Raw genomic sequence first — 24,465 nt, 5'->3', positions numbered from 1 at the left:
GCGCGGCAGGCGTTATGCGTATTCCGACATCGGCACGCACGAGCAGAACAGGTTGCGGTCGCCGTAGGCGTTGTCCGCACGGCCGACCGGCGGCCAGTACTTGTTCGTGCCGAGCGAGGCGACCGGGTAGGCGGCCTGCTCGCGCGAGTACGCGTGCGGCCACTCGTTCGCGGTGACGACGGCGGCCGTGTGCGGCGCGTGACGCAGCGGGTTGTCGTCGCGATCGGCGCGGCCTTCCTCGACCGCGCGGATTTCCTCGCGGATCGCGATCATCGCGGCGATGAAGCGGTCGAGTTCTTCCTGCGATTCCGATTCGGTCGGCTCGACCATCAGCGTGCCCGGCACCGGGAAGCTCATCGTCGGCGCGTGGAAGCCGTAGTCCATCAGGCGCTTGGCGACATCGTCGACGCTGATGCCGCTCGTTTCCTTGATCGGACGCAGGTCGAGAATGCACTCGTGCGCGACCAGCCCGCCCGGGCCCGAATACAGCACCGGGTAGTGCGGCGCGAGGCGCTTCGCGATGTAGTTCGCGTTGAGGATCGCGGTCTCGGTGGCGGCGGTCAGGTTCTTCGCGCCCATCATCGCGATGTACATCCACGAGATCGGCAGGATCGACGCCGAGCCGTACGGCGCGGCCGATACCGCGCCGATGCCTTCCTCGCCGCGCGCGTAGCCGGTCGAACGCTGGTTCGGCAGGAATTTCGCGAGGTGCGCGCCAACCGCGACCGGGCCGACGCCCGGGCCGCCGCCGCCGTGCGGGATGCAGAAGGTCTTGTGCAGGTTCAGGTGCGACACGTCGCCGCCGAACTGGCCCGGCGCGGTCAGGCCGACCATCGCGTTCATGTTCGCGCCGTCGACGTACACCTGGCCGCCGTGCGCATGGACGATCTCGCAGATCTCGCGCACGTTCTGCTCGAACACGCCGTGCGTCGACGGATACGTGATCATGATCGCCGCGAGGTCGTTCGCGTGCTGCTCGGCCTTCGCCTTGAGATCGGCGATATCGACGTTGCCCTGCGCGTCGCATGCGACGACCACGACCTTCATGCCGGCCATGTGGGCGGAGGCCGGGTTCGTGCCGTGCGCGGAGGCCGGGATCAGGCACACGTCGCGATGCGCTTCGCCGCGCGATGCGTGGTACGCGTGGATGATCAGCAGGCCCGCGTACTCGCCCTGCGAGCCGGCGTTCGGCTGCAGCGACACGGCCGCGTAGCCGGTGGCCGCGACGAGCATCTGCTCGAGCTGGTCGATCATCTCGCGGTAGCCGACGGTCTGCTCGGCGGGCGCGAACGGGTGGATCCTGCCGAACTCGGGCCACGTGACCGGCAGCATTTCCGACGTTGCGTTCAGCTTCATCGTGCACGAGCCGAGCGGGATCATCGAGCGGTCGAGCGCGAGATCCTTGTCCGACAGGCTGCGCAGGTAGCGCAGCATTTCGGTCTCGGAATGGTGGCGGTTGAACACGTGGTGCGTCAGGTACGCGCTGGTGCGCTCGAGGCCGGCCGGCAGCGCGGCGACGCCGGCGAGGCCGGCGTCCAGCGCGTCGACGGACGGCGCGGTGCCGCCCGCGGCCTGCGCGAACACGGCGAGGAGATCGGCGAGGTCGTCGCGGGTCGTCGTTTCGTCGATCGACACGCCGACTTGCGTGTCGCTCACGCGGCGCAGGTTGATGCGCCGGGCCTTCGCGAATTCGTGGACCTGCGCGGTGCGCGCGCCGGTGTCGATCGTCAGCGTGTCGAAGAACGTGTCGTTGACGGTCGCGAAGCCGAGCTGCTTCACGCCGGCGGCGAACAGCGCCGCGATGCGGTTCACGCGCAGCGCGATCGTCTTCAGGCCGTGCGGGCCGTGGTAGACCGCGTACATGCTCGCCATGATCGCGAGCAGCGCTTGCGCGGTACACACGTTCGACGTCGCCTTCTCGCGGCGGATGTGCTGTTCGCGCGTCTGCAGCGCGAGGCGCAGCGCGGGCTTGCCCTGCGCGTCGACGGTCACGCCGACGAGGCGGCCCGGCATCTGCCGCTTGAATTCGTCACGCACCGCGAGATACGCGGCGTGCGGGCCGCCGAAGCCCATCGGCACGCCGAAGCGCTGCGTGTTGCCGATCGCGACGTCCGCGCCCCATTCGCCCGGGGGCGTCAGCACGGTCAGCGCGAGCAGGTCGGCCGCGACGACGACATGGCCGCCGGCCGCGTGGATCGCGTCGGTGAGCGCGCGGTAGTCGCGCACGTCGCCGTTGACGCCCGGATATTGCAGCAGCACGCCGAACGCGTTGGCCTGCGCGGCGTCGGCTGCCGGGCCCGTCTTCACTTCGATGCCGACCGGCAGCGCGCGCGTGCGGATCACTTCAAGGGTTTGCGGCAGCACGTCGTCGGCCACGTAGAACACGTTCGACGCCGGCTTGCCGGTGCGCTGCAGCAGCGTCATCGCTTCGGCCGCGGCGGTGGCTTCGTCGAGCAGCGATGCGTTCGAGATCGCGAGGCCCGTGAGGTCGGCGACCATCTGCTGGAAGTTGAGGAGCGCCTCGAGGCGACCCTGGGAAATTTCGGGCTGGTACGGCGTGTAAGCCGTGTACCACGCCGGGTTTTCGAGCACGTTGCGCAGGATCACGGCCGGCGTGTGCGTGTCGTGATAGCCCTGGCCGATATACGAGCGGAACACCTGGTTCTTGTCCGCGAGGGCACGCAGCGCGGCGAGGGCTTCGGCCTCGCTCTTCGGTTGCGCGAACGGGCCGAGCGGCAGCGTTTCGGCGCGGCGGATCGAGGCCGGGATCACGGCGTCGATCAGGGCGGCGCGCGACGCGAAGCCGAGCGTGTCGAGCATGGCCTGCTGGCTGGCGGCATCGGGGCCGATGTGGCGTTCGGCGAACGCGTCGTGCGTTTCGAGCGCGGCGAGCGAGAGGGGCGTGCGGTTCATCAGACGGTCCGGGTGTTCGAGCTTCATGGCGTGACTCTGGTCCCGCGCGGGCCGGCTGGCCGGCCGCGCGCGGTTCGGGTAAGGAAAGTTAGTCGATCAGCTTGCCGTAGGCGTCGGCGTCGATCAGCTTGTCGGTCGATGCGCCGTCCGCGAGCTTGATCTTGAAGAGCCACACGCCGTATGCGTCGCTGTTCACTTCCTCCGGCGAGTCGGCGGCTTCTTCGTTGATGGCGATGATTTCGCCGGACACCGGCGAGTAGATGTCGGATGCCGCCTTGACCGATTCGACGACGCCGACTGCGTCGCCTGCGCTCACCGACTTGCCGACTGCCGGCAGTTCGAGGAAGACGATGTCGCCGAGCGTGCTCTGCGCGTGATCGGTGATGCCGACCGTCAGCGTGCCGTCGGCTTCGGTGCGGATCCACTCGTGTTCGTCGGTGTACTTCAGATCGGCCGGGACGTTGCTCATCGGATGCTCCTGGATAAAAGGTATGTTCGTTATGCTGGCGCGCCGCGGGGGGCGCGCCGGATGTGGTTGCGCCGGGCGCCATTTCCCGGCTTGCCGGGAGGCGGCCCCCCGGTCGTTACGCAGCGAGGACCTTGCCGTTGCGCACGAACGGCAGTTTTACCACGCGCGCGGGCAGTTGCTTGTCTCGAATCTGCACATGAATGGTGTCGCCGACCTGGACGGCCGCCGGCACGCGCGCGAACGCGATCGATTCCTGCATCGACGGCGAGAACGTGCCGCTCGTGATCTCGCCTTCGCCGTGCGGCGTGACGACCTTCTGGTGCGCGCGCAGCACGCCGCCCGCCTTGCCGTTTTCCTTTTGCAGGATCAGGCCGACGAACGCGGCGCGCGTGCCGTCGCGCTCGAGCGCGGCGCGGCCGACGAAGTCGCGCGGGGCGGACAAGTCGACCGTCCATGCGAGGCCCGCGTCGAGCGGGGACACGGTCTCGTCCATGTCCTGGCCGTACAGGTTCATGCCGGCCTCGAGGCGCAGCGTGTCGCGCGCGCCGAGCCCGCACGGGCGCACGCCGTTTTGCCGCAGCGCGGTCCACAGCGCTTCGACGTGCACGGCCGGGACGATCACTTCGAAGCCGTCTTCGCCGGTGTAGCCGGTGCGCGCGATGGTGAGCTCGCCGAACGGCGTGCCGGCGACCCGCGCGGCGTTGAACGGCTTCAGTTCGCTGGTGGCGGCGCGCGCGGCGGGCACCGTCGTCCAGACCTTTTCACGGGCGTTCGGGCCCTGCACCGCGACGATCGCGAAATCGCGGCGCGGCGCGATGGTCAGGCCGTAGCCGCCTTGTTCGTTGAGCTGGTTGAACCACGCGATGTCCTTCTCGGCCGTGCCGGCGTTGACGACGACGCGGAAGAAGTCTTCGGTGAAGTAATAGACGATCAGGTCGTCGATGACGCCGCCCTGCGGATTGAGCAGGCACGAGTAGAGCGCCTTGCCGGGGGTCTTCAGCTTGCCGACGTGGTTCGCGATCGCGTGCTCGAAGAACGCGCGCACGCGGCTGCCGGTGAAATCGACGACGCACATGTGCGACACGTCGAACATGCCGGCGTCGGTGCGCACGGCTTCGTGTTCTTCGATCTGCGAGCCGTAGTTGACGGGCATGTCCCAGCCGCCGAAGTCGACCATGCGGGCATTGAGCGCGCGATGCGCGGCGTTGAGCGGGGTGTGATTCAGTGCAGTCATCGAGGCCTCAGGCAAGGCGCTTGCGCGCGGGTCAGAACGGCCATGTGCCGACCGCCGCGGCCGTGAGCCTGCGAGCGATCCGGTACATGCCCCTCTGTCCTCGATACCTGAGAGATTGCGCTGCGGCCACAGGCCGGCGAACGCGCGCCCCTTCGGTGGGCAGCTTGCCCGCGCCGCATGGGCGCAACGGGCTACTGCCGCTCTCCAGAGTGCGGGGAGTGCGGCCCGCGCAATGCGCGGACGGGATTCCCCGACGCGGTCGGTCCTTTTGCCTGAGAGTTTGCGGGTGTGCCCCTTCGGCGGCGCGACCGGCGTTCCTAGCTACGCGGTCACACGCTCTCCCGACGCGTGCGGGCGACTGTACGCGAGCGGGTGGGCGTTGTCAATTTGAGCAAAAGAATGTCGCTTCGCGACAAGCGGCGGCGTGGGGCGCCGCCGCTTTTTTGCCGCCAGCGGCGGGCGCCGGCGTCACTCGCCGATCGCGCGCGCGGCCGTGTCGAGTTCCTGGTTCAGCACGCGCTGCTCGTCGCCGGACAGGCCGCCGTTGTGCTGGGTCGACATGTCGTTCGCTTCCTGGCGGATCACGTCGAGGCGATGGTGCAGCTGCGCGCCGTACGGCGGCGGGTAGTAGCCGCCATTGACGCGCGTGTCGATCCGGCGGTGCAGGTTATCGATCCGGCCCTGGACCTCCTGCATGCGGTCGTTCGCGACGACCTGCGGATTCGGTCGCGGGGGAGGCGGCGGCGCCTGCCGGACCGGCCGCTGCGGCTGCACGACACACGCGGCGAGCGAGGAAACCAGGACGCAGCATGCCGCTGCGCGAATCAACCGTTGCATCACATTCTCCTGACGGTTTGGAGTCGGATCGACTTTTTGAGAAACGCGTCAGACCGGGCGACCGCTGACTTTCGTTCCCGCACCATTTGTAACGGAATGTTCGCGGCAGCGGCGCCGGGGGGGCTGACGCATCGCTGCCGCCGGCGTGCGGCGTGGCGCGGCGCCCGATGGCAGGATTGCTGCGGGATGGCTGCCGCCGGGGCGGCCCCGACTCGACCGGCGGCCGTCAGACGGTGCGGCGCACGAATGGTACGCGACGGCCTTCGTGCTCGCTCTGCGCGGCGAGCTCGATGATCGTCATCACGTCGACCGCGTCCTGCGGCGTGACCGGGAACGGTGCGCCGTCGTGGACCGACGCGGCGAGCGCGCGATAGAACTCCGCATACTGGCCGTCGAGCGTCGGCACCGGCCGCTCGACCTCGACCTCGCCTTCGAGCGTGCGCAGCACGCCGGGCGGGTTGCCGCCGCCGAACTCGACGTGATCGGGCGTGAGGCCTGCCTTCAACTGGTCTTCCTGCGTGTCGAGCCCGAACTTCTGGTAGCTGCCGCACGTGCCGTGCAGCGTGAAGCGCGCGGGCTCGATCGCCGACAGCGCGCTCGCGTGCAGCGCGACGTCCTTGTCCGGATAGCCGAGCAGCAGGTGCACGAAATCGGGCGCCGTGCCGTTGTCGCGGCGCGTCTTGACCGTCGCGCCGACCGTGTCCGGCAGCCCGAACAGCGCGAGCGCCTGGTCGATCAGGTGCGGGCCGAGGTCGAGCAGCAGGCCGCCGCCGCGTGCGGGCTCCTCGCGCCAGCGCGTGCGCGGGGTCGGCCGGAAACGGTCGAAGTGCGACGCGAAATACGTCAGCCGGCCGAGTTCGCCGGATTCGACGATGCGGCGCACGGTGAGGAAGTCGCCGTCCCAGCGGCGGTTGTGGAACGGCGCGAACAGGCGGCTGCGCGCGTTCGCGAGCCGCGCGAGCGCAAGCGCCTCGTCGGCCCGGAGCGTGACCGGCTTGTCGACGACGACGTGACGGCCGGCTTCGAGCACCTGGCGCGCGAGCGTGAAGTGGGTGTCGTTCGGCGTGGCGATCACCACGCAGTCGATATCGTCGAGGCCGAGCAGCGTATCGAGATCGGGGACGATGCGTGCGCCCGGATACGCGGCGCGTGCGCGATCGGGCTGCCCCGTCGCGATCGCGGCGACCTCGGTGCGGCCGCTCGCGGCGATCACGGGCGCGTGGAACGTCGCGCCGGCGAAACCGAAACCCATCAAACCAATCCTGAGCAATGACGACATGGCAATCCCTGGCTGCGTACGAAACGAAAGGATGGCGCGCCGTGGCGGCGCGTGGACGACCGACTATTTTGGCATGGCGCGGCGGCACGCACCGACGCCTTCGGCAAAACGCACGGCAGCAGGCGGCGCATGCGCGGCCGAACCCGGCGTTTGGCGCGGCATCGGAAGGTACGGCGCGGTATCGCGCGCGGTTGGCCGTGCCGTCGACGGCGGCATGGGGCGGGCCGGCAGGCCGTCAGCGGGTCGCGAGATCCGGCGCGCGCTGCCGCCGCATGGCGGGGCATGTGGGCGCCGGCCGGCAGCCCGTCAGCGGTGTCGCATGGTCCGGCGCGCGCTGCCGCGGCATGGCGGCGGCATGGGGCGCCGGCCGGCAGCCCGTCAGCGTGTCGCGTGATCCGGCGCGCGCTGCCGCGGCACCGCGTCGGCCACTTGCGCGGCCCACGCGGTGCAGGCGGCCGCGCCCGGATGAAAGCCGTCGGCCGCCATCAGGTGGCGTTCGAGCGGCAGCGCGACGCGCAGGAACGTGCAGTTCGGCTGCGTCGCGGCCCAGTCGGCGAGCGCGGCATTGAGCCGCTTCGCGCGCAGCCCGAGATACCACGCGAGCGGCTGCGGCAGCGCCGGAAAGCGCTCCATCGGCGGCACCGCCGACAGGATCACGTGCCCGACCTGGAAGCGCGCGGCGAGCAGCCGCACGAGTTCGGCCTGCTGCGCCTGCCAGCGGGCCGGCGGCACGCCGCCCGTCACGTCGTTGACGCCGAGCGAGGTCACGGCCACGTCGAATGGCTCGGGCGGCTCGGTCGCGAGCCAGTCGACGAGCTCCCGCGTGGTCAGGCCGGTGCGCGCGAGCAGCTTCCAGCCGACCCGGTGGGTGGCCGCGAGCGTGCGCGCGAGCTGCCCGGACAGTGCGTCGTGCTGGGAGGCGACGCCGACGCCCGCGGCGGCCGAATCGCCGACCACCAGCACGCGCAGCGGCGGGCCGTCGCCTGCCACGCCGTCGCGCGGGCCGGCCGCTTCGGCCAGCCGCGGCGTGACACGGCGCACGTGGCGCCCCTGGAGGAAGAGCAGCGGGCCGAGGGCGGCGGTGGCGAACGGGTATCCCATGAAGTCGATCCGGTGACGAGGCTGGCGGGCCCGGCGCGCAGACGCGCCGACATCCGTCCATTGTGGCCGATCGGGCCGCGGATGGGGCCGGATTGGCCGATCGGACAGGCGATGAACGGCACCGCGCCTGCGCGGCCTCCGTTCGGCCGGGTTCGCGAAAAGTGCGCCGCCGACGTGTTAACATGCGCGTCCTGCCCGTGTGTCCGCCTGCATTCCAGGCCTGCCGCGCGCGGCATCCCTCCCGGCGTTTCGCCGTCAACCGCAACATCATCCGCCATCATGTCCGCAGGCCTCAACCCCGCTCAGAACGAAGCGGTGCGCTACCTCGACGGTCCCTGCCTCGTGCTCGCCGGCGCGGGCAGCGGCAAGACCCGCGTGATCACGCAGAAGATCGCGCACCTGATCGAAGCGAAAGGCTTCGAGCCGCGCCACATCGCGGCCGTCACGTTCACGAACAAGGCCGCCGCCGAAATGCGCGAGCGCGTGTCGAAGCTGCTGGAGGGCAAGACGCTCACCACGCCCGGCAAGGAAGGCCGCAAGGTGCCCGTCAACCAGCTCACCGTGTGCACGTTCCACTCGCTCGGCGTGCAGATCCTGCGCCAGGAGGCCGAGCACGTCGGCCTGAAGCCGCAGTTCTCGATCATGGATTCGGACGACTGCTTCGGGATGATCCAGGAGCAGATCGGCACCACCGACAAGGGCCTGATCCGCAAGATCCAGAGCACCATCTCGCTGTGGAAGAACGGCCTGATCATGCCCGACGAGGCGATGACGATCGCGGCCAACGAGGACGAGCACCAGGCGGCGCTGGTCTACCGCAACTACGTCGCGACGCTGCATGCGTACCAGGCGGTCGATTTCGACGACCTGATCCGCCTGCCGGCCGAGCTGTTCGCGAAGAACGAACCGGTGCGCGACCGCTGGCAGAACAAGCTGCGCTATCTGCTGATCGATGAATACCAGGACACCAACGCGTGCCAGTACGAGCTGCTGAAGCAGCTCGCCGGCCCGCGCGCCGCGTTCACGGCGGTGGGCGACGACGACCAGGCGATCTACGGCTGGCGCGGCGCCACGCTCGAAAACCTCGCGCAGCTCGGCAAGGATTTCCCGAAGCTGCACGTGATCAAGCTCGAGCAGAACTACCGGTCGACCGTGCGGATCCTGACCGCCGCGAACAACGTGATCGCCAACAACCCGAAGCTGTTCGAGAAGAAGCTGTGGTCCGAGCACGGGATGGGCGACTCGATCACCGTCACGCCGTGCAACGACGAGGAACACGAAGCCGAATCGGTCGTGTTCCGGCTGTCCGCGCACAAGTTCGAGCGGCGCGCGCAGTTCCGAGACTACGCGATCCTGTATCGCGGCAACTTCCAGGCGCGGATCTTCGAGCAGGTGCTGCGGCGCGAGCGGATCCCGTACGTGCTGTCCGGCGGCCAGTCGTTCTTCGACAAGGCCGAGATCAAGGATCTGTGCGCGTACTTGCGCCTGATCGCCAACGCCGACGACGATCCCGCGTTCATCCGCGCGGTCACGACGCCGCGCCGCGGGATCGGCAACACGACGCTCGAGGCGCTCGGCTCGTTCGCGGGCCAGGCCAAGGTGTCGCTGTTCGAGGCCGTGTACATGGGCGGGATCGAGGCGCGGCTGTCCGCGCGGCAGGTCGAGCCGCTGCGCATGTTCTGCGACTTCATCCAGCGCCTGACCGATCGCGCCGACAAGGAGCCCGCGACCGTCGTGCTCGACGACATGATGGAGGCCATCCACTACGAGGGCTACCTGTACGACGCGTTTGACGAGCGGCAGGCGCAATCGAAGTGGCAGAACGTGCTCGAATTCCTCGAATGGCTGAAGCGCAAGGGCACGAAGCCCGAGACGGAAGCCGTCGACGGCGAGGCGGAAGGGTTCCACAACGCGGACGGGCTCGCCGATACCGGCAAGAACCTGCTCGGCCTGATCCAGACCGTCGCGCTGATGTCGATGTTGGAAGGCAAGGACGAGGATCCGGACGCCGTGCGGCTGTCGACCGTCCATGCATCGAAGGGCCTCGAGTATCCGCACGTGTTCCTGGTCGGCGTCGAGGAAGGCATCATGCCGCACCGCGGCGGCAGCGAGGACGACGGCCCGATCGACAGCGAGCGGATCGAGGAGGAGCGCCGGCTGATGTACGTCGCGATCACGCGCGCGCAGCGCAGCCTGCATCTGAACTGGTGCAAGAAGCGCAAGCGGGCGCGCGAGACGGTCGTGTGCGAGCCGTCGCGCTTCATCCCCGAGATGGGGCTCGACGAAGCGCCGCCGCCGACGCCGGAGGAAGCGCCGATGACGCCGAAGGACCGGCTCGCGAGCCTGAAGGCCTTGTTGCAGAAGTGATATGCGCGGTGGCCTTCGTTTCGGCCTCCGCAAAACAAAACCCCCGCGATGCGTGTGCGCCGCGGGGGTTTTTTCTGGCCGGCAGCCGTTACTTTGCCGCGTTGACCATGTAGTCGACGGCCGCCTTCACGTCGGTATCGGACGCGCTCGAGCCGCCCTTCGGCGGCATCGCGCCCTTGCCGTGCAGCGCGTAGTTGTAGACGGTATCCATCGACTCCTTCAGGCGCGGCGCCCAGTCCTCCTTGCTGCCGAACTTCGGCGCGCCGAGCACGCCGGCCGCGTGACACGCCTGGCACACCTGCGTGTACAGCGCCTTGCCGGCCGATGCGGCGTCGGCGCTGGTCGGTGCGGCCGCGGGCTTTTCGCCGGCCTTCGGAATCGCGGCGATCGCGGCCATCGCGGCGGCGGCTTGCGCGTTGGATGCGTCGGCGCCCGATGCGCCGGCCGTGGCCGCCGCGCCGCTCGCTGCCGGCGCCGCATTGGCGGCCGGGGCAGCCGGCTCGGGGAAGTTCGCGCCGTCGTTGTTCGCCATGTAGACGATCGCACGCGCGATTTCATAGTCGCTGACGTCGTCGGGGTTCGTGCCGCCGCGCGGCGGCATCGCGCCTTTGCCTGACAGCGCCGTCTTCAGCAGCGTGTCGAAGCCCTGCGAGATGCGCGGCGCCCAGTCGTCCTTGTTGCCGAATTTCGGCGCGCCGGCGGCGCCGGTGCCGTGACAGGTCACGCACACGGCCTTGTAGACTTGCTCGCCGGTCTTGTACGTGCGGGGCGCATTCGCGTCCTTCACGTCGACCTTCGCGATCGGTGCGATGCGCGCGGCGACCTGTTCGTCGGAGAGCGCGTCCGTGCCTGCGCCCGCACGGAACGCATGGTTGGCATAGGTGGCAAACAGGACGATCACGGCGATCGGAATCGCGAATGATGCGATGACAACGGCAATCAGCTGCCCGGGAGTTTTGACGGGAGATTCGTGGGGTGCTTCGCTCATGCTTGCCTCGTCTCCATTAATAGGAATTGTGAGCGCGGTGCAACGGCAAAATGGCAGTCCAATGAAGCACGGACGATTATAGACGGAACGTTTACATCACGGCGAGCGGTGCGAAGGCGCGTGTTTACCCGCACCAAAGGGGGCCGGGTGCGGATTCGGCCGGGCAAGGTGGACGCGTCATGGGAAACCGGGTATCCTTGCCGTCTTGCCAATGGTGGCGGCCGGTTTATCAGGGTCGTTTCACTGTTGTCACTGTCATCTGCGCCCGTAGCTCAATGGATAGAGTACTGCCCTCCGAAGGCAGGGGTTGCTGGTTCGATCCCAGCCGGGCGCGCCAAGTCAAGCCTAGTAAGGCTTTCAGCGGTTTCGTTACTTCATCGTTTTTCCAAGTGCAGCTATACCCCAGCGGCAGGTCATTGGCCATTGACCTCGCAGTCAGGCTGCTCGCAAATCGCGCAGCGCTTCGGGATGAAGTGCTGCGACTCGCAGCAAGGTCTGCGCGGCGCCGGTTGGTTCGCGGCGCCCTTGTTCCCAATCCTGCAGCGTCCGTACCGACACACCGAGCAGTAAAGCGAAAGCGCTCTGCGACAGGCCAACTTTCGTGCGCGCCAGCGATGCCACGGTCGGTTCCACCTTGGTCACGCGTGCGCGTTTTCCCGCCTTCATATCGCTAACCGACTTCAGCAGGTCGGCCTGGAACTGTTCGAGTTCCTTATCCATTTTCGACCTCTTCACGTAGCCGGTTGAGAAAGTCTACCGGCAGATTGTCAAATTTCGCCTTTGTGTAAGCGATCAGTAGCCAGATACATCCATCGTCGAGCACGTTGTAATAGATGACGCGGGCGCCACCGCGCTTCCCCATACCGCCGCGCGACCATCGAACTTTGCGCAAGCCGCCGCTGCCAGGAATGACGTCCCCGGAAAGCGGATTGTTGGCCAGCCAGAGGATGAAGGCTTCTCGCTCACCGTCGCGCCAGATGTCAGCGGCATACCGCTGGAATACTTCCGTTTCGATGACCGTGTACATCGGAGAATTATACGGCAATGCCGTATGTCTCGCAACGCGGATCCATGTCCATAGGTAGCCGACGGCGTGAGATCGCAAGTTTGGCGGACAGGGAGCGCGTTGTCCCCATCCACACCTGCCGGCCACCTGCACCCAAGACGAGTAGTTTTCAAGGATGCATGCACGAGCCGCGCGGCGCGATGTATCCGGCTGCGAGAAGAAATCCCACTGGATCGCAGCCAGGGTTGGCTATAGCCGCCGAAGGGTTTCCAGCGCGATCCGGTCCCGCGAAACGGGGTCGTGCCGTCACCCCGTCATGCGAGAATCCCCGGCGCCGTCACTCAATCACGGCGTCCACGATCACCGTCTCCGACGCGCTGGCGCCCGTCTCCATGTCCGCGGCATCGATGATCGCGACCCAGTCGAACGCGGGCATCGCGGCCAGCTGGTCGGCGGTCGCCGCATACTCCTGCGCCGACGTGCCCAGGTAGCGCAGCCGGTCGGTCCACTCGGGCAACGGTCCGGACGACGTCGTCAGCACGACGCTCAGCAGATCCCGCTCGGCACGCGCCGCGACGATGCGCAGCGCGGCCTGCACGCGTTCGGCGTCGCCGGCGGCGTCGAGGATCAGCGCACCGGGAATCGGCGCATCCCGCGGCGGCAACCGCACGGCCGTGCCTTCGAGTTCGGCGCACATCCGGTAGATCTCGCGAACGAGCGGCAGGCGCGCCTGCAGCGCGTCGTGCTTGCGCACGCGTGCCTGCGCGGTACGCGCGATCCGCCGGCGCAGCGCCGGCTGCGTGACCACGCGCTCGAGCGCGTCGTCCCATGCGTGCGCGGTATCGGCGGCGAGCAATGCATCGTCGCCGTCGTTCAAGGTGATGCGCAGGGCCGGCCGGTCGCTCGCGACGACGGCGATGCCGGCGGCCGCGAATTCCTGCCGCTGGATCGCGCTGGCCGCGCCGTCGTCGGTATCGGCGAGCGGTATCAGCGCGACGTCCCAGTCGAGCGCGCGCAACTGCTGCGCGTAGGCGCGGTATCCGTCGGGCGCCGGCCGGAACTCGGCCGCCGGATGATGCGCCCAGCCGGCCGGCACCTGTGCGCCGAGGAACTGCACGGCGATGCGGCCGGCATGGCGCTCGCAGAGCGCGCGCAGCGCGGCGTCCACCCGCGCGAAATTGGCCGGCAACAGCGACGCGCCGGCGACGCCGATCGTCACGCGTGCGTCGCCGCGTGCCGGCACCGCGCGCAGGAACAGGTCGAGATCGACGCTGTCGGGCAGCACGAACACGTTCGGATTCCACGGCCGGTACTGGCGCGCGAGATCCGGCGTCGGGACGATGATCGCGTGCGCGTTGCCGAGCGTGAACGCGATGCCGGTCCACGTCGCGTCGGCCTGCGTCGTCGGCTGCGCGGCGAGCGGAAGATCGGTCGCGTAGATCACGGGCTTGTCGAACTCGAAGATCGCGCTCAGCGCCTTCAGCGGCAGCAGGCCCGGCGTGTGGCGATCGAGCAGCACGGCATCGGCCGTGGCGATCGCCGCGCTGTCGGCCAGGCCGCTGACGAGCGCCCAGTCGTCCTCGAGCCGCGCGAACGGCAGCGCGAGACGGCGCTGCACGGACGCACCGTCGACCGGATCGATCGCGTACGCGACGAGCCGCTTCTTCTGCCGCGCGCGCATCGCGGGCGGTTCGCCGGGTGCCGCAACCGCGGCGGCCGGCCGCCGGCCCTGTTCGGCGAGCCGCGCATACAGCGCGCCGTGGCGGGCGGGCTCGGCGTCGACGGGCAGCGCGTGTACCGCCGCATTCACGTGACGATACGTGGCGGCCATGGCGTCCGAGCGCACCACCAGCGCATCGGCGCGGCGGATCGCGTCGCGCATGGCGGCGAGCCGGCGCGCGCTGCTGGCGATGTGCGGATCGTCGAGCGAGAACGCATCGAGCGGGCGGTCGAGGTCGCAGACGACCGGCTTGCCCAGCGCGAACATCTGCTCGAGCGCGGCGCCCGACAGCAGGCTCGGCGTCGCGCCGTGCAGGACGATCAGGTCGGCCCGTTGCAGCACGTCGAGGTCGATGCCGTTCGCGCCGACGGGAAAGTCCACGGTCCATTCGCGGCGAGGCAGCGCGAACCGCGCCGCGATCTGCGCTTGCACGGCCGGCTCCGCGCACACGACGGCCATGCGTCGCGTCGCGGGCGCGGTCGGTCGCGCGGCGGCCGCACCGTTCGGGCCGGCGCGCACATCGAGCTCATCGGCGCGTGCCTGGGTCTTGTCGACGAACTGCCGCAATTGCCGCCAGAACGTCGTCTCTTCTTCCCGATACACGTCGCGCGCTGCGTGCACGGTCGCCTTCGCGTGCGCGATTTCATGCGGATCCAGCCCCCACGCGATGCCCTTGCCGCCCATCACCCAGCGTTCCGGGTTCGGCATCGACGCGTCGTTCAGGATGCAGACGACCGGGCAGCCGCACAGCAGCGCCTCGAAGGCCGCGGTGGACCACTCGTACAGGTACAGGCATTCGACGCGGCGAAACAGCTCGGCGAGCTCGTGCGCGGAGCGCGGCGCCACGCGGCCCGAGATCTCGATCGAGTCGGCCGTCGCCGGATGCAGGCTGCCGCCGCGGCGCAGATGCCGGTTCAGGAACACGGCCGTGCCGCTGCGGGCCGCATCGTCGACACCATCGCAGTGGAAGATGCGCGTATCGACGAGCGGCATTCTCAGCAGGTCGGCTTGCCATCCGTCGGGCACGATCGACGGCCCGAACGCGAATACGAGATCGGTCGGCGCGAGCGCGATCGGCTTCGCGTTGATGCGGCCCGGCTCCGCGAGCAGATAGCGCGCGACGCAGCGCGCGTTGAACGGGTTCTCGTCGACGATTTCCGGATAGACGGCGACCGGACTGCGACCCGCGGCGCCATGCGCGTGCGCGACTTCCGGGGTCAGCAACGGCGTGCGCAGCTCGCCGTGCACGACCGTCGTGTTGACATAGGCCTCGCAGCCGAGCAGGTTCAGCGCGTGGCACAGGTAGTGCATCGCGCGCACGCCGCCGGAGGTCTGCAGGTACGGCGGCGCGAAGACGTAGTACGGATGGCCGAGCGACGCGAAGATGCGGGGTGAGTCGTTCATGAAATGGAGGGCTCGAGGTGCGGCGAAGCAGGGCGGACGGCCGGTCGCGCGCCGCTCCGGTAGAAGTCGGATACCACCTGAACGACGCGGTCCTGCTCGGCGTCGCTCATCGCGTGGTACAGCGGCAGGCGCACGAGCCGCTCGGCGACGTCGTCGGTCACCCGCATGCCGGAGCCGCAGCGGCCGTAGCGGCGGCCTGCCGGCGAACTGTGCAGCGGCACGTAATGGAACACGGCGAACACGCCGGCTGCGCGGATCCGCTCGAGCAGCGCCGTGCGCTCGCCGAGGTCGCGCGCGAGGAAATAGAACAGATGGCCGTTGCCGGCTTCGCTCAGCGGCGTCGCGGGCAGCGTCAGGTGGCCGGCGTCGTGCAGCGGCCGCAGCGCATCCTCGTAGCGCTTCACGGTCGCGCGCCGCTGCGCGGTGATCACGTCCGCGTGCTCGAACTGCGCGTACAGGAACGCGGCGATCAATTCGCCGGGCAGATAGGACGAACCGAGGTCGACCCACGTGTACTTGTCGACCTGGCCGCGAAAGAACTGGCTGCGATTGGTGCCTTTCTCGCGGATGATCTCCGCGCGCTCGACGAGCCGCGCGTCGTTGACGAGCAGCGCACCGCCTTCGCCGGCGATCACGTTCTTGGTCTCGTGGAAGCTGAGACACGCGAGGTGGCCGAGGCTGCCGAGCGGCTTGCCTTTCCACGTCGACTGGATCGCCTGCGCGGCGTCCTCGACGACCCATAGCCGGTAGTCGTCGGCGAGGTGCGCGATCGTGTCCATGTCGCACGACACGCCTGCATAGTGGACCGGGACGATCGCGCGCGTGCGCTCGGTGATCGCGGCGGCAACCAGTTTCTCGTCGAGGTTCAGCGTATCGGGGCGGATGTCGACGAACACGGGCGTCGCGCCGCGCAGCGCGAACGCATTGGCGGTCGACACGAACGTATAGGACGGCATGATGACTTCGTCGCCCGGGCCGACGTCGGTGAGGATCGCCGCCATCTCCAGCGCGGCCGTGCACGAGTGCGTGAGCAGCGCGCGATGGCAGCCGATGCGCGCTTCCAGCCACTGATGGCACAGCTTCGTGAATGCCTGGTCGCCGGCGAGTCCGCCCTGTTCGACCGCCTTCGCGATGTAGTAAAGCTCCTTGCCGACGATGAACGGACGGCCGAACGGAATGCGGTCGAGATTGGGAGGAGCGAACATGACGGAACTCCGCGAAGGCGTGAAGAGGGGCAACGGGGCCGGCGGCTGGCGCGTGCGCGCTCAGCCATCCTTCCGGACGAGGATCGTGAATTCGTACAGCCCGTAGTCGTGCAGCAGCGCGACGTGGCGCGAATAGCGGCGCTTGCAGCGATCGAACAGCGCGCACGGATCGGCGTAATACAGCCGTTCGGGGCGCATGTGCGGCGGATCGGAATACGACGTCAGGCAGTTGAACGCGAAGCCGAGGCGGCTTGTCGCATGCAGCGTGTCGAGTGTTGCGTGGATGTAGTCGAGCCACGCGTCGTCGCCGTGGCCGCGATGCACGTTGAAGATGCCCGATGCGATGCCGTAGTCGGCGACCGACGGCGGCGTGTCGCCGACGTGGAACGACACGTCGCCGCGATCGCGATAGCGCTGCCGGGCCGCGTCGATCATCTCCGGCGACACGTCGTTGCCCGCATACGCATGGCGGCGCCCGGCCGCGTGCTCGTCGAGAAAATCCACCAGCGCGCCGTAGCCGCATCCGAGGTCGTTGACCGAGAAGCCGTCGGCGGCAGGCGCGACGATCTTCGTCAGCTGCGCGAACCGCAGCCGTTGGCCGTCCTCGCCGTTCCAGTCCACGCCGCGCGCGGTCTGCCCGTGCTCCGCCAGGCGCGCGCCGTAATAGGCGGCGACGTCTGCCAGCAGGCCCGAGTGTCGGGAATCATGCATCGTCATCCTCAGTTTCCGCCGGTCACGACATGCCGGCGCGCATCCGGCCCGCAATGAAACAGCACGTCGAGCACCGTCACGCCGTGCACGAACTCGCCCCACAGCTGCGCGTACGGCGGGTAGGCCGGATAGTCGAACCAGCGCACCGCGACCTGCGCGGCGGCGAACCGGCTTTCGTCGAGATAGTCGCGTGCGGCGGGGCCGGACAGGTATTCGGTCGCGCCGGCCTGCAGGCACAGGTTCAGCAGCTTGTCGGTGCGATCGCCTTCCAGCGTGTAGTCGGACGACGACGACATGCGCGTGGCGATGCCGAGCTGCCGGTTGACCCAGGTCAGCATCGCGAGATTCAGCGCGCTCAACGTGTCGTGACGGCCCTGCAGGTAGAGCGCTTCGAGCTCCGGCGCGTAGCGCGCGAAATGCGGCGCGCGCGCGTAGTTCTGGCGCAGCCGCGTCCAATGCTGTTCGGCCCAGTCCGTGCCGTCGATCTCGGTTTCGCGAATGCTCTGGTGATAGCGTCCCTTCACCCGGACCGGCACGGTCAGCCACTGCACGCCTTGCGGCGTCTTGATCTGGTTGCGGTTGCGCCAGTCGCGCCGCGTGTACTGCGCGTCGTCGTACAGGATGAATTCGTCGGTCGCGGCGATCAGGTCGAAGTAGCCCTTCCACGGGATGTAGTTCGACTGGACGATCGCGATGCGTTTGGGCTGCGCAGTCATGTCGCTCAGGCCGGAATGTGACCGTACCGGTACATGTCGACGAGCTCCGGCGGAATCCCCCAGTTGGTCGCGCCGAGCCGGTCGTGCAGCGCCTCGAGATCCGCGCGGATCGCGCGTTCGAGCTGCTCGACCATGCGGTTGCGCGCGGGCACGAAGTCGTGCTGGTAAGCGGCGTTGATCTGGTGGCGGACCGTCTTCGCGATCGCCGCGTCGCGCGACAGGTTGCGGATCAGCGGCCGCTCGGGCGCCAGCTGCGCATAGCGCGGATCGATCGGCAGCCCGCGCATCGCGGCGACGAGGTCGCGGCACAGCACCGGCGACAGGTGGAAACCGTCGCGCTTGGTGCCGCCGAGAATCCACAGGTCGCGCACGCTGGTTTCGCCGATCAGCGGATACAGGTCGGACGTCGTCGGCCGCCAGCCGACGTTCACGTTGACGAGATTCGCCCGCGAGAACCGCGAATTGATCTGGTCCATCGCGGATTTGAGCAGCGTGTACGCGCTGCCGGCGTGCCCGTGCTCGTGCGGCACCGGGCTGATGTAGTTGCTGGCGCCGACGAGCGTGCGGTCGGGGCCGTACGGCGCCGAATAGACGCCGCACGCGAGGCCGCGATTGGTCGTGCGCACGCAGTGCGTATGCACGTTCTCGCTGCTCTGCAGCTCGATCGACATGCCGATCCCGTAGAACAGCCGTTGCACCGGCAGCTCGGGCACGCTCGCCTGCAGCACGCGCGTCAGGTTCGCGCCGTTGCAGAGCACGAACCGGTCGGCGTCGAGCGTCGTGCCGTCGCTCAGGCGTGCACCGGCGACGCGCCCGCCCGCGACGTCGATGCGCTCCACTTCGGCCGACACGAACGTGACGTTGCCGGCCGCGGCCACGCTGGCCTGGAGCGCATCGAGAAACTGTTTCGGGTTCGCCCAGCCTTCGCGCTTCAGATACACCGCGTTCAGCGCGCGAAACTGCGGCAGCGGCTGGTAGTTCGGGATGCCGGCCGGATCGACGGCCTCGCACGGCTCCTCGAACTCGCGGCAAAAGCGCCGCATCGCCGCGAAGTTCTCGTCGTCGAGCGCGTCGGTCGCCGCGTTGTTGAGCACGTAGGTGCCGAAGCCGTGCGCGACCGCGCGATCCGGCGTGCAGATCTCTGCAAATACGTCGGGCCACGCGGCGGTCGCCGCGCGGCTCAGTTCGAACTTGAAGCGGTCGATCGGCGTGCCGAGCGAATCGCCTTCCAGTTCGGTAAACGAGTTGAGCATCGCGGCGGCCGCGCGCGTCGCCGACCCGGGGCGCTGCGCCGGGCCGACGACGACGAGCTCGATGCCCGGCTCGGCGCGTTGCCAGGCACGGGCCGTCATCAGCCCGAGGATGCCGTTGCCGAGGATCGCGATCTTCATGTGCGCACCCCGCCGCCTTCCGGGAAGCTCAGGTAGCAGAGCGACGGATACGACTTCGCCTTGTGGATCCGGTGCGGATGCTTGCCGAGCAGCTCGCGCACGTAGTGGATCCCCTCGGCCGGCGTCTGGCCGCCGCGCGTGAGCTGCCAGAACGCGACCACGCCGCCCGGCACGAGGCGCTTCATCACCGTCTCGAACGCCTGCCGGGTCGGGCCCGGCACGTTCAGGTCGAACCACGCGAGCGCGACCGGTTCGCCCGGATGCGCTTCCTCGTAGGCGGCCAGCGTGTCGCGGCAATCGCCTTCCCACACATGGTGCTTGCCGTTCACGTGGCCCATCGCGTTGTTGCGCTCGTGCAGCGACAGCAGGTTGCGCAGCAGGTCCGCATAGTCGCCGGCGAGCGAGTACGTGCCGTCGGAGAACAGCTTGCGGTCGCGCGAATCGCCGTCGGAGAAGCCCGCGTAGCCGGTGAACGTATCGAACGCGTGAATCCGGCGCTGGAAGTTCAGCGGCTCGAGGATCGCGCGGAAGTTTTCGCACAGCACGGCAGTCTGGCCGCGCCAGGTGCCGAGGTCGAGGATCGAACCCGGCAGCGGCACGATCTGCTGGTAGACCTCGAACGTCGCGAGCATCCGCGCGAGCAGCGAGCCGCGCACGAACAGGCCGAGCGAGCGTTCGAACTCCTCTTGCGTCGCGGGATAGGTCTGCATCAGGTCGAACAGTTCGCGTCGTGCGGCGAGCTGGTCGTCGTTCGAGTTGGAGATGATTGAGGACTCGTGCATACACATGGCTCCAGGCGCTGAGGGTGGCTTCGGGGCATCCCCAGCCGCGGGCCGGCAAGCGGCTTGCGCCCTGCGCGATCGTCCGCGCGGTGGACGCCTCCAAGTCTGTGACCGAGTCTAGCGACCCGCGCGCCAATCAAATGCCGGATTAGCGGGCCGTTTCCCCCCGCATTTCGTGGAATGCCGGCACACGCCGGGGGCCGGGGGCGAGCCGCGAACTCGATCGTCGTCAGGCCGCCGATCGCACCGTCACATGAAAAGCGACCAAATCCGCCACCTGCTCCGCCGATTGGAACGGCGAACCCCCGCCGAGAATGCTGGCATGTCGAGGGCCGTCCGCGCGTGTGCGATGCCGGCCTGCGCGCGGTTGCGCGCTCCGTACCGAACTCACGCTGGCTTACCACGATGACTGATCTCACGCTGTCCGACTCCCCCGTCGCCACGATCGAAGCGGCGCTGGCGCTCCACCAGGCCGACCGGCTCGAGGAAGCCGAGACGCTGTACCGCCGGATCCTCGACGCCGAGCCGCGGCACGCGGACGCGCTGCACCTGCTCGGCCTGATCGGTCACCAGTACGGGCGGTATCGCGAGGCGACGGAACTGATCATGGCGGCGATCGAGATCAAGCCCGACGCGACCTACTACTACAACCTCGGCAACGTGATGCAGGCGAACAACCGCCCGGCCGCCGCCGCCGAGTGTTTCCGCCTCGCGATCGAGCTGCGGCCCGGCTACGTCGACGCCTACAACAACCTCGGCAACGCGCAGCGGCTCGCGGGCCACGCACGCGAGGCCGTCGACGCGTTCTGCCAGGTGATCGCGCTGCAGCCCGACCACGGGCAGGCATACAACAACCTCGGCAACGCGCTGCTCGACCTGAACGAGATCCCGGCCGCGCTCGAGGCATACCAGCACGCGGTCGCGCTGCGTCCGGAGCTGCCGGAGCCGCGCAGCAACCTGCTGTTCGCGTATCACTACAGCGACGCGTTCGACCCGCACGCGTACCTCGACGAAGCCGCGCGCTTCGATGCGCTCGTCACGCAGCGCGCGCAGCCGTACTCGACGTGGCAAGTCGACCTGAGCGCGCGCATCGGGCGGCCGCTGCGGGTGGGCATCGTGTCGGGCGACCTGAAGGCGCACCCGGTCGGCTACTTCATCGAAGGGATGCTCGCGCACGTGAAGCGCGAGCGCGTCGAACTGCATGCGTATCCGACGCGCGAGATCGAGGACGACGTGACCGCGCGCATCAAGCCGCGCTTCGCGTCGTGGACGTGTGTCGCCGGCCTCGACGATGCGGCGGCTGCCGCGCGTATTCACGACGACGGCATCGACGTGCTGATCGACGCATCCGGCCACACGATCCACAACCGCCTGCCGCTGTTCGCGTGGAAGCCCGCGCCGTTGCAGGTGAGCTGGCCCGGTTACTTCGCGAGCACCGGCATGCGCGCGATCGACTACGTGCTCGGCGATCGCCACGTGATGCCGGCCGACGAGGCCGCGCATTTCGTCGAACGCGCGTGGCACCTGCCCGACAGCTATCTGTGCTTCACGCCGCCGGCCGTCGAACTCGACGGCGGCCCGCTGCCGATGCTCGCGAACGGTTATCCGACCTTCGGCTATTTCGGCAAGCTCGCGAAGCTCACCGATCGCGTGATCGATGTGTGGTCGCGCGTGCTGCGCGACGTGCCGAACGCACGACTGTTCGTGAAGGCGCCGCATCTCGACGACCCGCGCGAGCAGGACGCGCTCGCGGCCCGCTTCGCCGCGCACGGCATCGACGCGGCGCGCCTGCTGTTCGAAGGCCGCTCGCCGCGCGACGAATATCTGGCGGCCTACCGGCGCGTCGACCTGATGCTGAGCCCGTTCCCGTACCCCGGCGGCACGACGACGGCCGAGGCGCTGTGGATGGGCGTGCCGGTGCTCGGCCGGCACGGCGCGCGGTTCCTGTCGCATATCTGCGAAAGCCTGCTGCAGGCGGCGCGCCTGCCCGAATGGATCGCGGACGACGACGACACGTATGTCGCGAAGGCCGTCGCGTTCGCGCGCAATCCGGCCGAGCTCGCCGTGCTGCGCACGACGCTGCGTGCACAGGTGCTGGCGTCGCCGCTGTGCGACGCGCCCCGCTTCGCGCGTCATTTCGAGGAGGCGCTGCACGAAATGTGGGTGCGCCGCGTCGACGCCGCACCGGGAGCCGCAGCGTGAACGGCCAGTCCGTCCTCGTCACCGGCGGCGCGGGCTTTCTCGGCTCGCACCTCTGCGAGCGGCTCGTGCACGCCGGCTACGACGTGATGTGCGTCGACAACTTCCACACCGGCAGCAAGCGCAACATCGAACACCTGATCGGCCAGGTCAATTTCGAGGTGATCCGCCACGACGTGTGGCTGCCGCTCTACGTCGAAGCGGACCGCGTGTTCAACATGGCCTGCCCGGCGAGCCCCGTGCACTACCAGAGCGACCCGGTGTCGACGGTGAAGACGGCCGTGCTCGGCGCGATCAACATGCTCGGTCTCGCGAAGCGCTGCGGCGCGCGCATCCTGCAGGCGTCGACGAGCGAGGTATACGGCGACGCGCAGCAGCATCCGCAGCAGGAAAGCTACTGGGGCAACGTGAACCCGAACGGGCTGCGCGCGTGCTACGACGAAGGCAAGCGCTGCGCCGAGACGCTGTTCTTCGACTATCACCGCCAGCATGGCGTCGATATCCGCGTGGTGCGGATCTTCAATACCTACGGGCCGCGCATGCGCGCCGACGACGGGCGGGTCGTGTCGAACTTCATCATGCAGGCGCTGCGCGGCGAGCCGATCACGCTGTACGGCGACGGCAGCCAGACGCGCTCGTTCTGCTACGTCGACGATCTCGTCGAGGGCCTGTTGCGGATGATGGAGCAGGACGACGACACCGGCCCGATCAACCTCGGCAACCCGAGCGAGATCACGATCCGCGAGCTGGCCGAATGCGTGCTGCGGCTCACCGGTTCGAAAAGCCGCATCGAATATCGCCCGCTGCCGGCCGACGATCCGCTGCAGCGCCGTCCCGACATCGGCCGCGCGCGCCAGCGCCTGGACTGGCAGCCCGGCATCGCGCTCGAGGATGGCCTGAAGGAGACGATCGCCCATTTCCGCAAACAGGTGAATGCATGAGTCACGACCTGATCGACGCCCCCTGCCCCGTCTGTGCGCATACGGTTGCCGCGCCGTTCTTCCCGGCCGGCGAGCGCACGCTCGCGACGCTCGCCTGGCCCGCATCCGCCGAAGCGGCGCGCGGGCTGCCGCGCCATGCGCTCGACTTCGTCCAGTGCCCGCAGTGTTCGCATGTGTGGAACCACCGCTTCAGCTACGACGCGATTCCGTATCAGCGCAACCCGAACCGGATGTTCAACAGCGGCGGGATCTGGAAAGGCCATCTCGCGGCCACGCGCGACCTGCTGCTCGGCGCGCTGCCGGCCGAACCGACGGTCGTCGAGATCGGCTGCGGCGAAGGCCATTTCGTGCGCGGCCTCGCGCAGGCGAGCCGCGGCGGGCGTTTCGCCGGCTTCGATCCGAACGCGAGCGCGGGCACCGGCAACGGCATCGAATTCCACGCGCGGCTGTTCGAACCCTTGGCCGACATGCCAGCGTTCCGTCCCGATGCGATCGTGATCCGGCACGTGCTCGAACACCTGACCGAACCGGCGAAGCTCGTCGAGCAGCTCGCATGGGGCGCGTCGCGCCAGCCGAACGCATGCTGGCTGTTCGCGGAAGTGCCGTGCATCGACCGCGTGTTCGAGACCGATCGCCTCGCCGACTTCTTCTACGAGCACGTATCGCAGTTCACGACGGAATCGTTCCGCACGCTGATGGCGCGCGCCGGCGAGATCGTGACGCTTGCGCACGGCTACGACGGCGAAGTCGTCCATGCGCTGGTGCGGCTCGGCGTGCCCGCGCACGCGCGCACGCGCGCCGACGCATCGCTGCGGTTCGCGGCGCGCTCGGTCGAGAACCGCGCGGCGATCGCCGGGCAGCTCGCGGCGCTCGCCGGGTCGGGGCGGCGCGTCGCGATCTGGGGCGGCACGGGCAAGGCCGCCGCGTTCATCCATCACTTCGAGGCCGATGCCGCGCGCTTTCCGCTCGTCGTCGATTCCGATCCCGACAAGGTCGGCACCTATGTGCCGGGCACCGGCCAGAAGATCGAATTCCGCGACGCGCTGAAGGCGGCGCCGGCCGACGTGATCATCATTCCGACGCAATGGCGCGCACGCGACATCGTCGCCGAGATGTCGCGCGAAGGAATCGCGGCGGCGGCCGTGATGATCGAGCACGACGGCCGACTGATCGACTTCGGGCGCGAACCGCATCCGTATTGA

Annotated in this window: 19 protein-coding genes, 1 tRNA gene and 2 riboswitches; of the genes, 5 read left to right on the top strand and 15 right to left on the bottom strand. The window is 68.8% G+C overall.

What is annotated here, in order from left to right:
* Positions 1-12: 12 nt before the first annotated feature.
* The 6 genes from gcvP to SB786_RS08510 form a co-directional block, all read right to left on the bottom strand.
* The gene (gene gcvP / locus SB786_RS08535) at positions 13-2,940 is read right to left on the bottom strand and encodes an aminomethyl-transferring glycine dehydrogenase (protein WP_410727092.1); all 2,928 of its coding nucleotides are present in this window, start codon (positions 2,938-2,940) and stop codon (positions 13-15) included.
* A gap of 61 nt (positions 2,941-3,001) precedes the next feature.
* Positions 3,002-3,382, bottom strand: a complete 381-nt coding sequence (gene gcvH, locus SB786_RS08530) for a glycine cleavage system protein GcvH (protein WP_006754103.1) — start codon at positions 3,380-3,382, stop codon at positions 3,002-3,004.
* A gap of 115 nt (positions 3,383-3,497) precedes the next feature.
* The gene (gcvT, locus tag SB786_RS08525) at positions 3,498-4,616 is read right to left on the bottom strand and encodes a glycine cleavage system aminomethyltransferase GcvT (RefSeq protein WP_410727091.1); all 1,119 of its coding nucleotides are present in this window, start codon (positions 4,614-4,616) and stop codon (positions 3,498-3,500) included.
* Between the two features lie 84 nt (positions 4,617-4,700).
* Positions 4,701-4,834, bottom strand: a riboswitch (glycine riboswitch).
* A gap of 31 nt (positions 4,835-4,865) precedes the next feature.
* Positions 4,866-4,970: riboswitch (glycine riboswitch) on the bottom strand.
* Positions 4,971-5,084: 114 nt separating this feature from the next.
* The gene (locus SB786_RS08520) at positions 5,085-5,453 is read right to left on the bottom strand and encodes a hypothetical protein (RefSeq protein WP_006754101.1); all 369 of its coding nucleotides are present in this window, start codon (positions 5,451-5,453) and stop codon (positions 5,085-5,087) included.
* Between the two features lie 226 nt (positions 5,454-5,679).
* On the bottom strand, positions 5,680-6,732 hold the full coding sequence (locus SB786_RS08515) for an oxidoreductase (RefSeq protein WP_410727090.1): 1,053 nt from the start codon (positions 6,730-6,732) through the stop codon (positions 5,680-5,682).
* A 378-nt stretch (positions 6,733-7,110) separates the two neighbouring features.
* The gene (locus SB786_RS08510) at positions 7,111-7,833 is read right to left on the bottom strand and encodes an SGNH/GDSL hydrolase family protein (RefSeq protein ID WP_410727089.1); all 723 of its coding nucleotides are present in this window, start codon (positions 7,831-7,833) and stop codon (positions 7,111-7,113) included.
* 279 nt (positions 7,834-8,112) lie between these two features.
* Between SB786_RS08510 and SB786_RS08505 the strand changes: the two genes are divergently transcribed.
* On the top strand, positions 8,113-10,200 hold the full coding sequence (locus SB786_RS08505; protein ID WP_410727088.1) for a UvrD-helicase domain-containing protein: 2,088 nt from the start codon (positions 8,113-8,115) through the stop codon (positions 10,198-10,200).
* An 88-nt stretch (positions 10,201-10,288) separates the two neighbouring features.
* On the opposite strand, the gene SB786_RS08500 is transcribed toward SB786_RS08505, so the two are convergent.
* On the bottom strand, positions 10,289-11,188 hold the full coding sequence (locus tag SB786_RS08500) for a c-type cytochrome (RefSeq protein WP_410727087.1): 900 nt from the start codon (positions 11,186-11,188) through the stop codon (positions 10,289-10,291).
* Positions 11,189-11,449: 261 nt separating this feature from the next.
* Between SB786_RS08500 and SB786_RS08495 the strand changes: the two genes are divergently transcribed.
* A tRNA-Arg gene (locus tag SB786_RS08495) sits at positions 11,450-11,525 on the top strand.
* A gap of 98 nt (positions 11,526-11,623) precedes the next feature.
* On the opposite strand, the gene SB786_RS08490 is transcribed toward SB786_RS08495, so the two are convergent.
* The 8 genes from SB786_RS08490 to SB786_RS08455 all read right to left on the bottom strand — a co-directional run bounded on the left by SB786_RS08490 (position 11,624) and on the right by SB786_RS08455 (position 20,123).
* Entirely contained in the window at positions 11,624-11,908 is a 285-nt protein-coding gene (locus tag SB786_RS08490; RefSeq protein ID WP_410727086.1) for a helix-turn-helix domain-containing protein, read from the bottom strand.
* Positions 11,901-12,215: a transcriptional regulator gene (locus tag SB786_RS08485; protein ID WP_410727085.1), complete on the bottom strand. Its 315-nt coding sequence runs from the start codon at positions 12,213-12,215 to the stop codon at positions 11,901-11,903. The genes SB786_RS08490 and SB786_RS08485 overlap by 8 nt, the downstream gene beginning before the upstream one ends.
* Before the next feature lie 316 nt (positions 12,216-12,531).
* Complete coding sequence (locus tag SB786_RS08480) at positions 12,532-15,318, bottom strand: glycosyltransferase (RefSeq protein WP_410727084.1); 2,787 nt, start codon at positions 15,316-15,318, stop codon at positions 12,532-12,534.
* Positions 15,315-16,523 carry a dTDP-4-amino-4,6-dideoxygalactose transaminase gene (gene rffA / locus SB786_RS08475; protein WP_410727083.1) on the bottom strand — a complete coding sequence of 403 codons (1,209 nt, stop codon included), beginning with the start codon at positions 16,521-16,523 and terminating at the stop codon, positions 15,315-15,317. Before rffA ends, SB786_RS08480 begins: the two co-directional genes overlap by 4 nt.
* A gap of 60 nt (positions 16,524-16,583) precedes the next feature.
* On the bottom strand, positions 16,584-17,234 hold the full coding sequence (locus SB786_RS08470) for a class I SAM-dependent methyltransferase (RefSeq protein ID WP_410727191.1): 651 nt from the start codon (positions 17,232-17,234) through the stop codon (positions 16,584-16,586).
* An 8-nt stretch (positions 17,235-17,242) separates the two neighbouring features.
* The gene (locus SB786_RS08465) at positions 17,243-17,950 is read right to left on the bottom strand and encodes a WbqC family protein (protein ID WP_410727082.1); all 708 of its coding nucleotides are present in this window, start codon (positions 17,948-17,950) and stop codon (positions 17,243-17,245) included.
* A 5-nt stretch (positions 17,951-17,955) separates the two neighbouring features.
* On the bottom strand, positions 17,956-19,341 hold the full coding sequence (locus SB786_RS08460; protein WP_410727081.1) for an NAD(P)/FAD-dependent oxidoreductase: 1,386 nt from the start codon (positions 19,339-19,341) through the stop codon (positions 17,956-17,958).
* Entirely contained in the window at positions 19,338-20,123 is a 786-nt protein-coding gene (locus SB786_RS08455) for a class I SAM-dependent methyltransferase (protein ID WP_410727080.1), read from the bottom strand. Before SB786_RS08455 ends, SB786_RS08460 begins: the two co-directional genes overlap by 4 nt.
* 405 nt (positions 20,124-20,528) lie before the next feature.
* Here SB786_RS08455 and SB786_RS08450 point away from each other — a divergent pair, with 405 nt between their 5' ends.
* The 3 genes from SB786_RS08450 to SB786_RS08440 are packed head-to-tail and all read left to right on the top strand — an operon-like array spanning position 20,529 to position 24,465.
* Positions 20,529-22,325, top strand: coding sequence for a tetratricopeptide repeat protein (locus tag SB786_RS08450; protein WP_410727079.1), 1,797 nt, complete (start codon positions 20,529-20,531; stop codon positions 22,323-22,325).
* Positions 22,322-23,263 carry a UDP-glucuronic acid decarboxylase family protein gene (locus SB786_RS08445; protein WP_006760568.1) on the top strand — a complete coding sequence of 314 codons (942 nt, stop codon included), beginning with the start codon at positions 22,322-22,324 and terminating at the stop codon, positions 23,261-23,263. The genes SB786_RS08450 and SB786_RS08445 overlap by 4 nt, the downstream gene beginning before the upstream one ends.
* On the top strand, positions 23,260-24,465 hold the full coding sequence (locus SB786_RS08440; RefSeq protein ID WP_410727078.1) for a class I SAM-dependent methyltransferase: 1,206 nt from the start codon (positions 23,260-23,262) through the stop codon (positions 24,463-24,465). Before SB786_RS08445 ends, SB786_RS08440 begins: the two co-directional genes overlap by 4 nt.

The organism is Burkholderia sp. SIMBA_062 (assembly GCF_046534765.1).
GTDB classification, from domain to species: Bacteria; Pseudomonadota; Gammaproteobacteria; order Burkholderiales; family Burkholderiaceae; genus Burkholderia; species Burkholderia ambifaria.
This window is presented reverse-complemented; position numbering and strand designations above follow the sequence as displayed.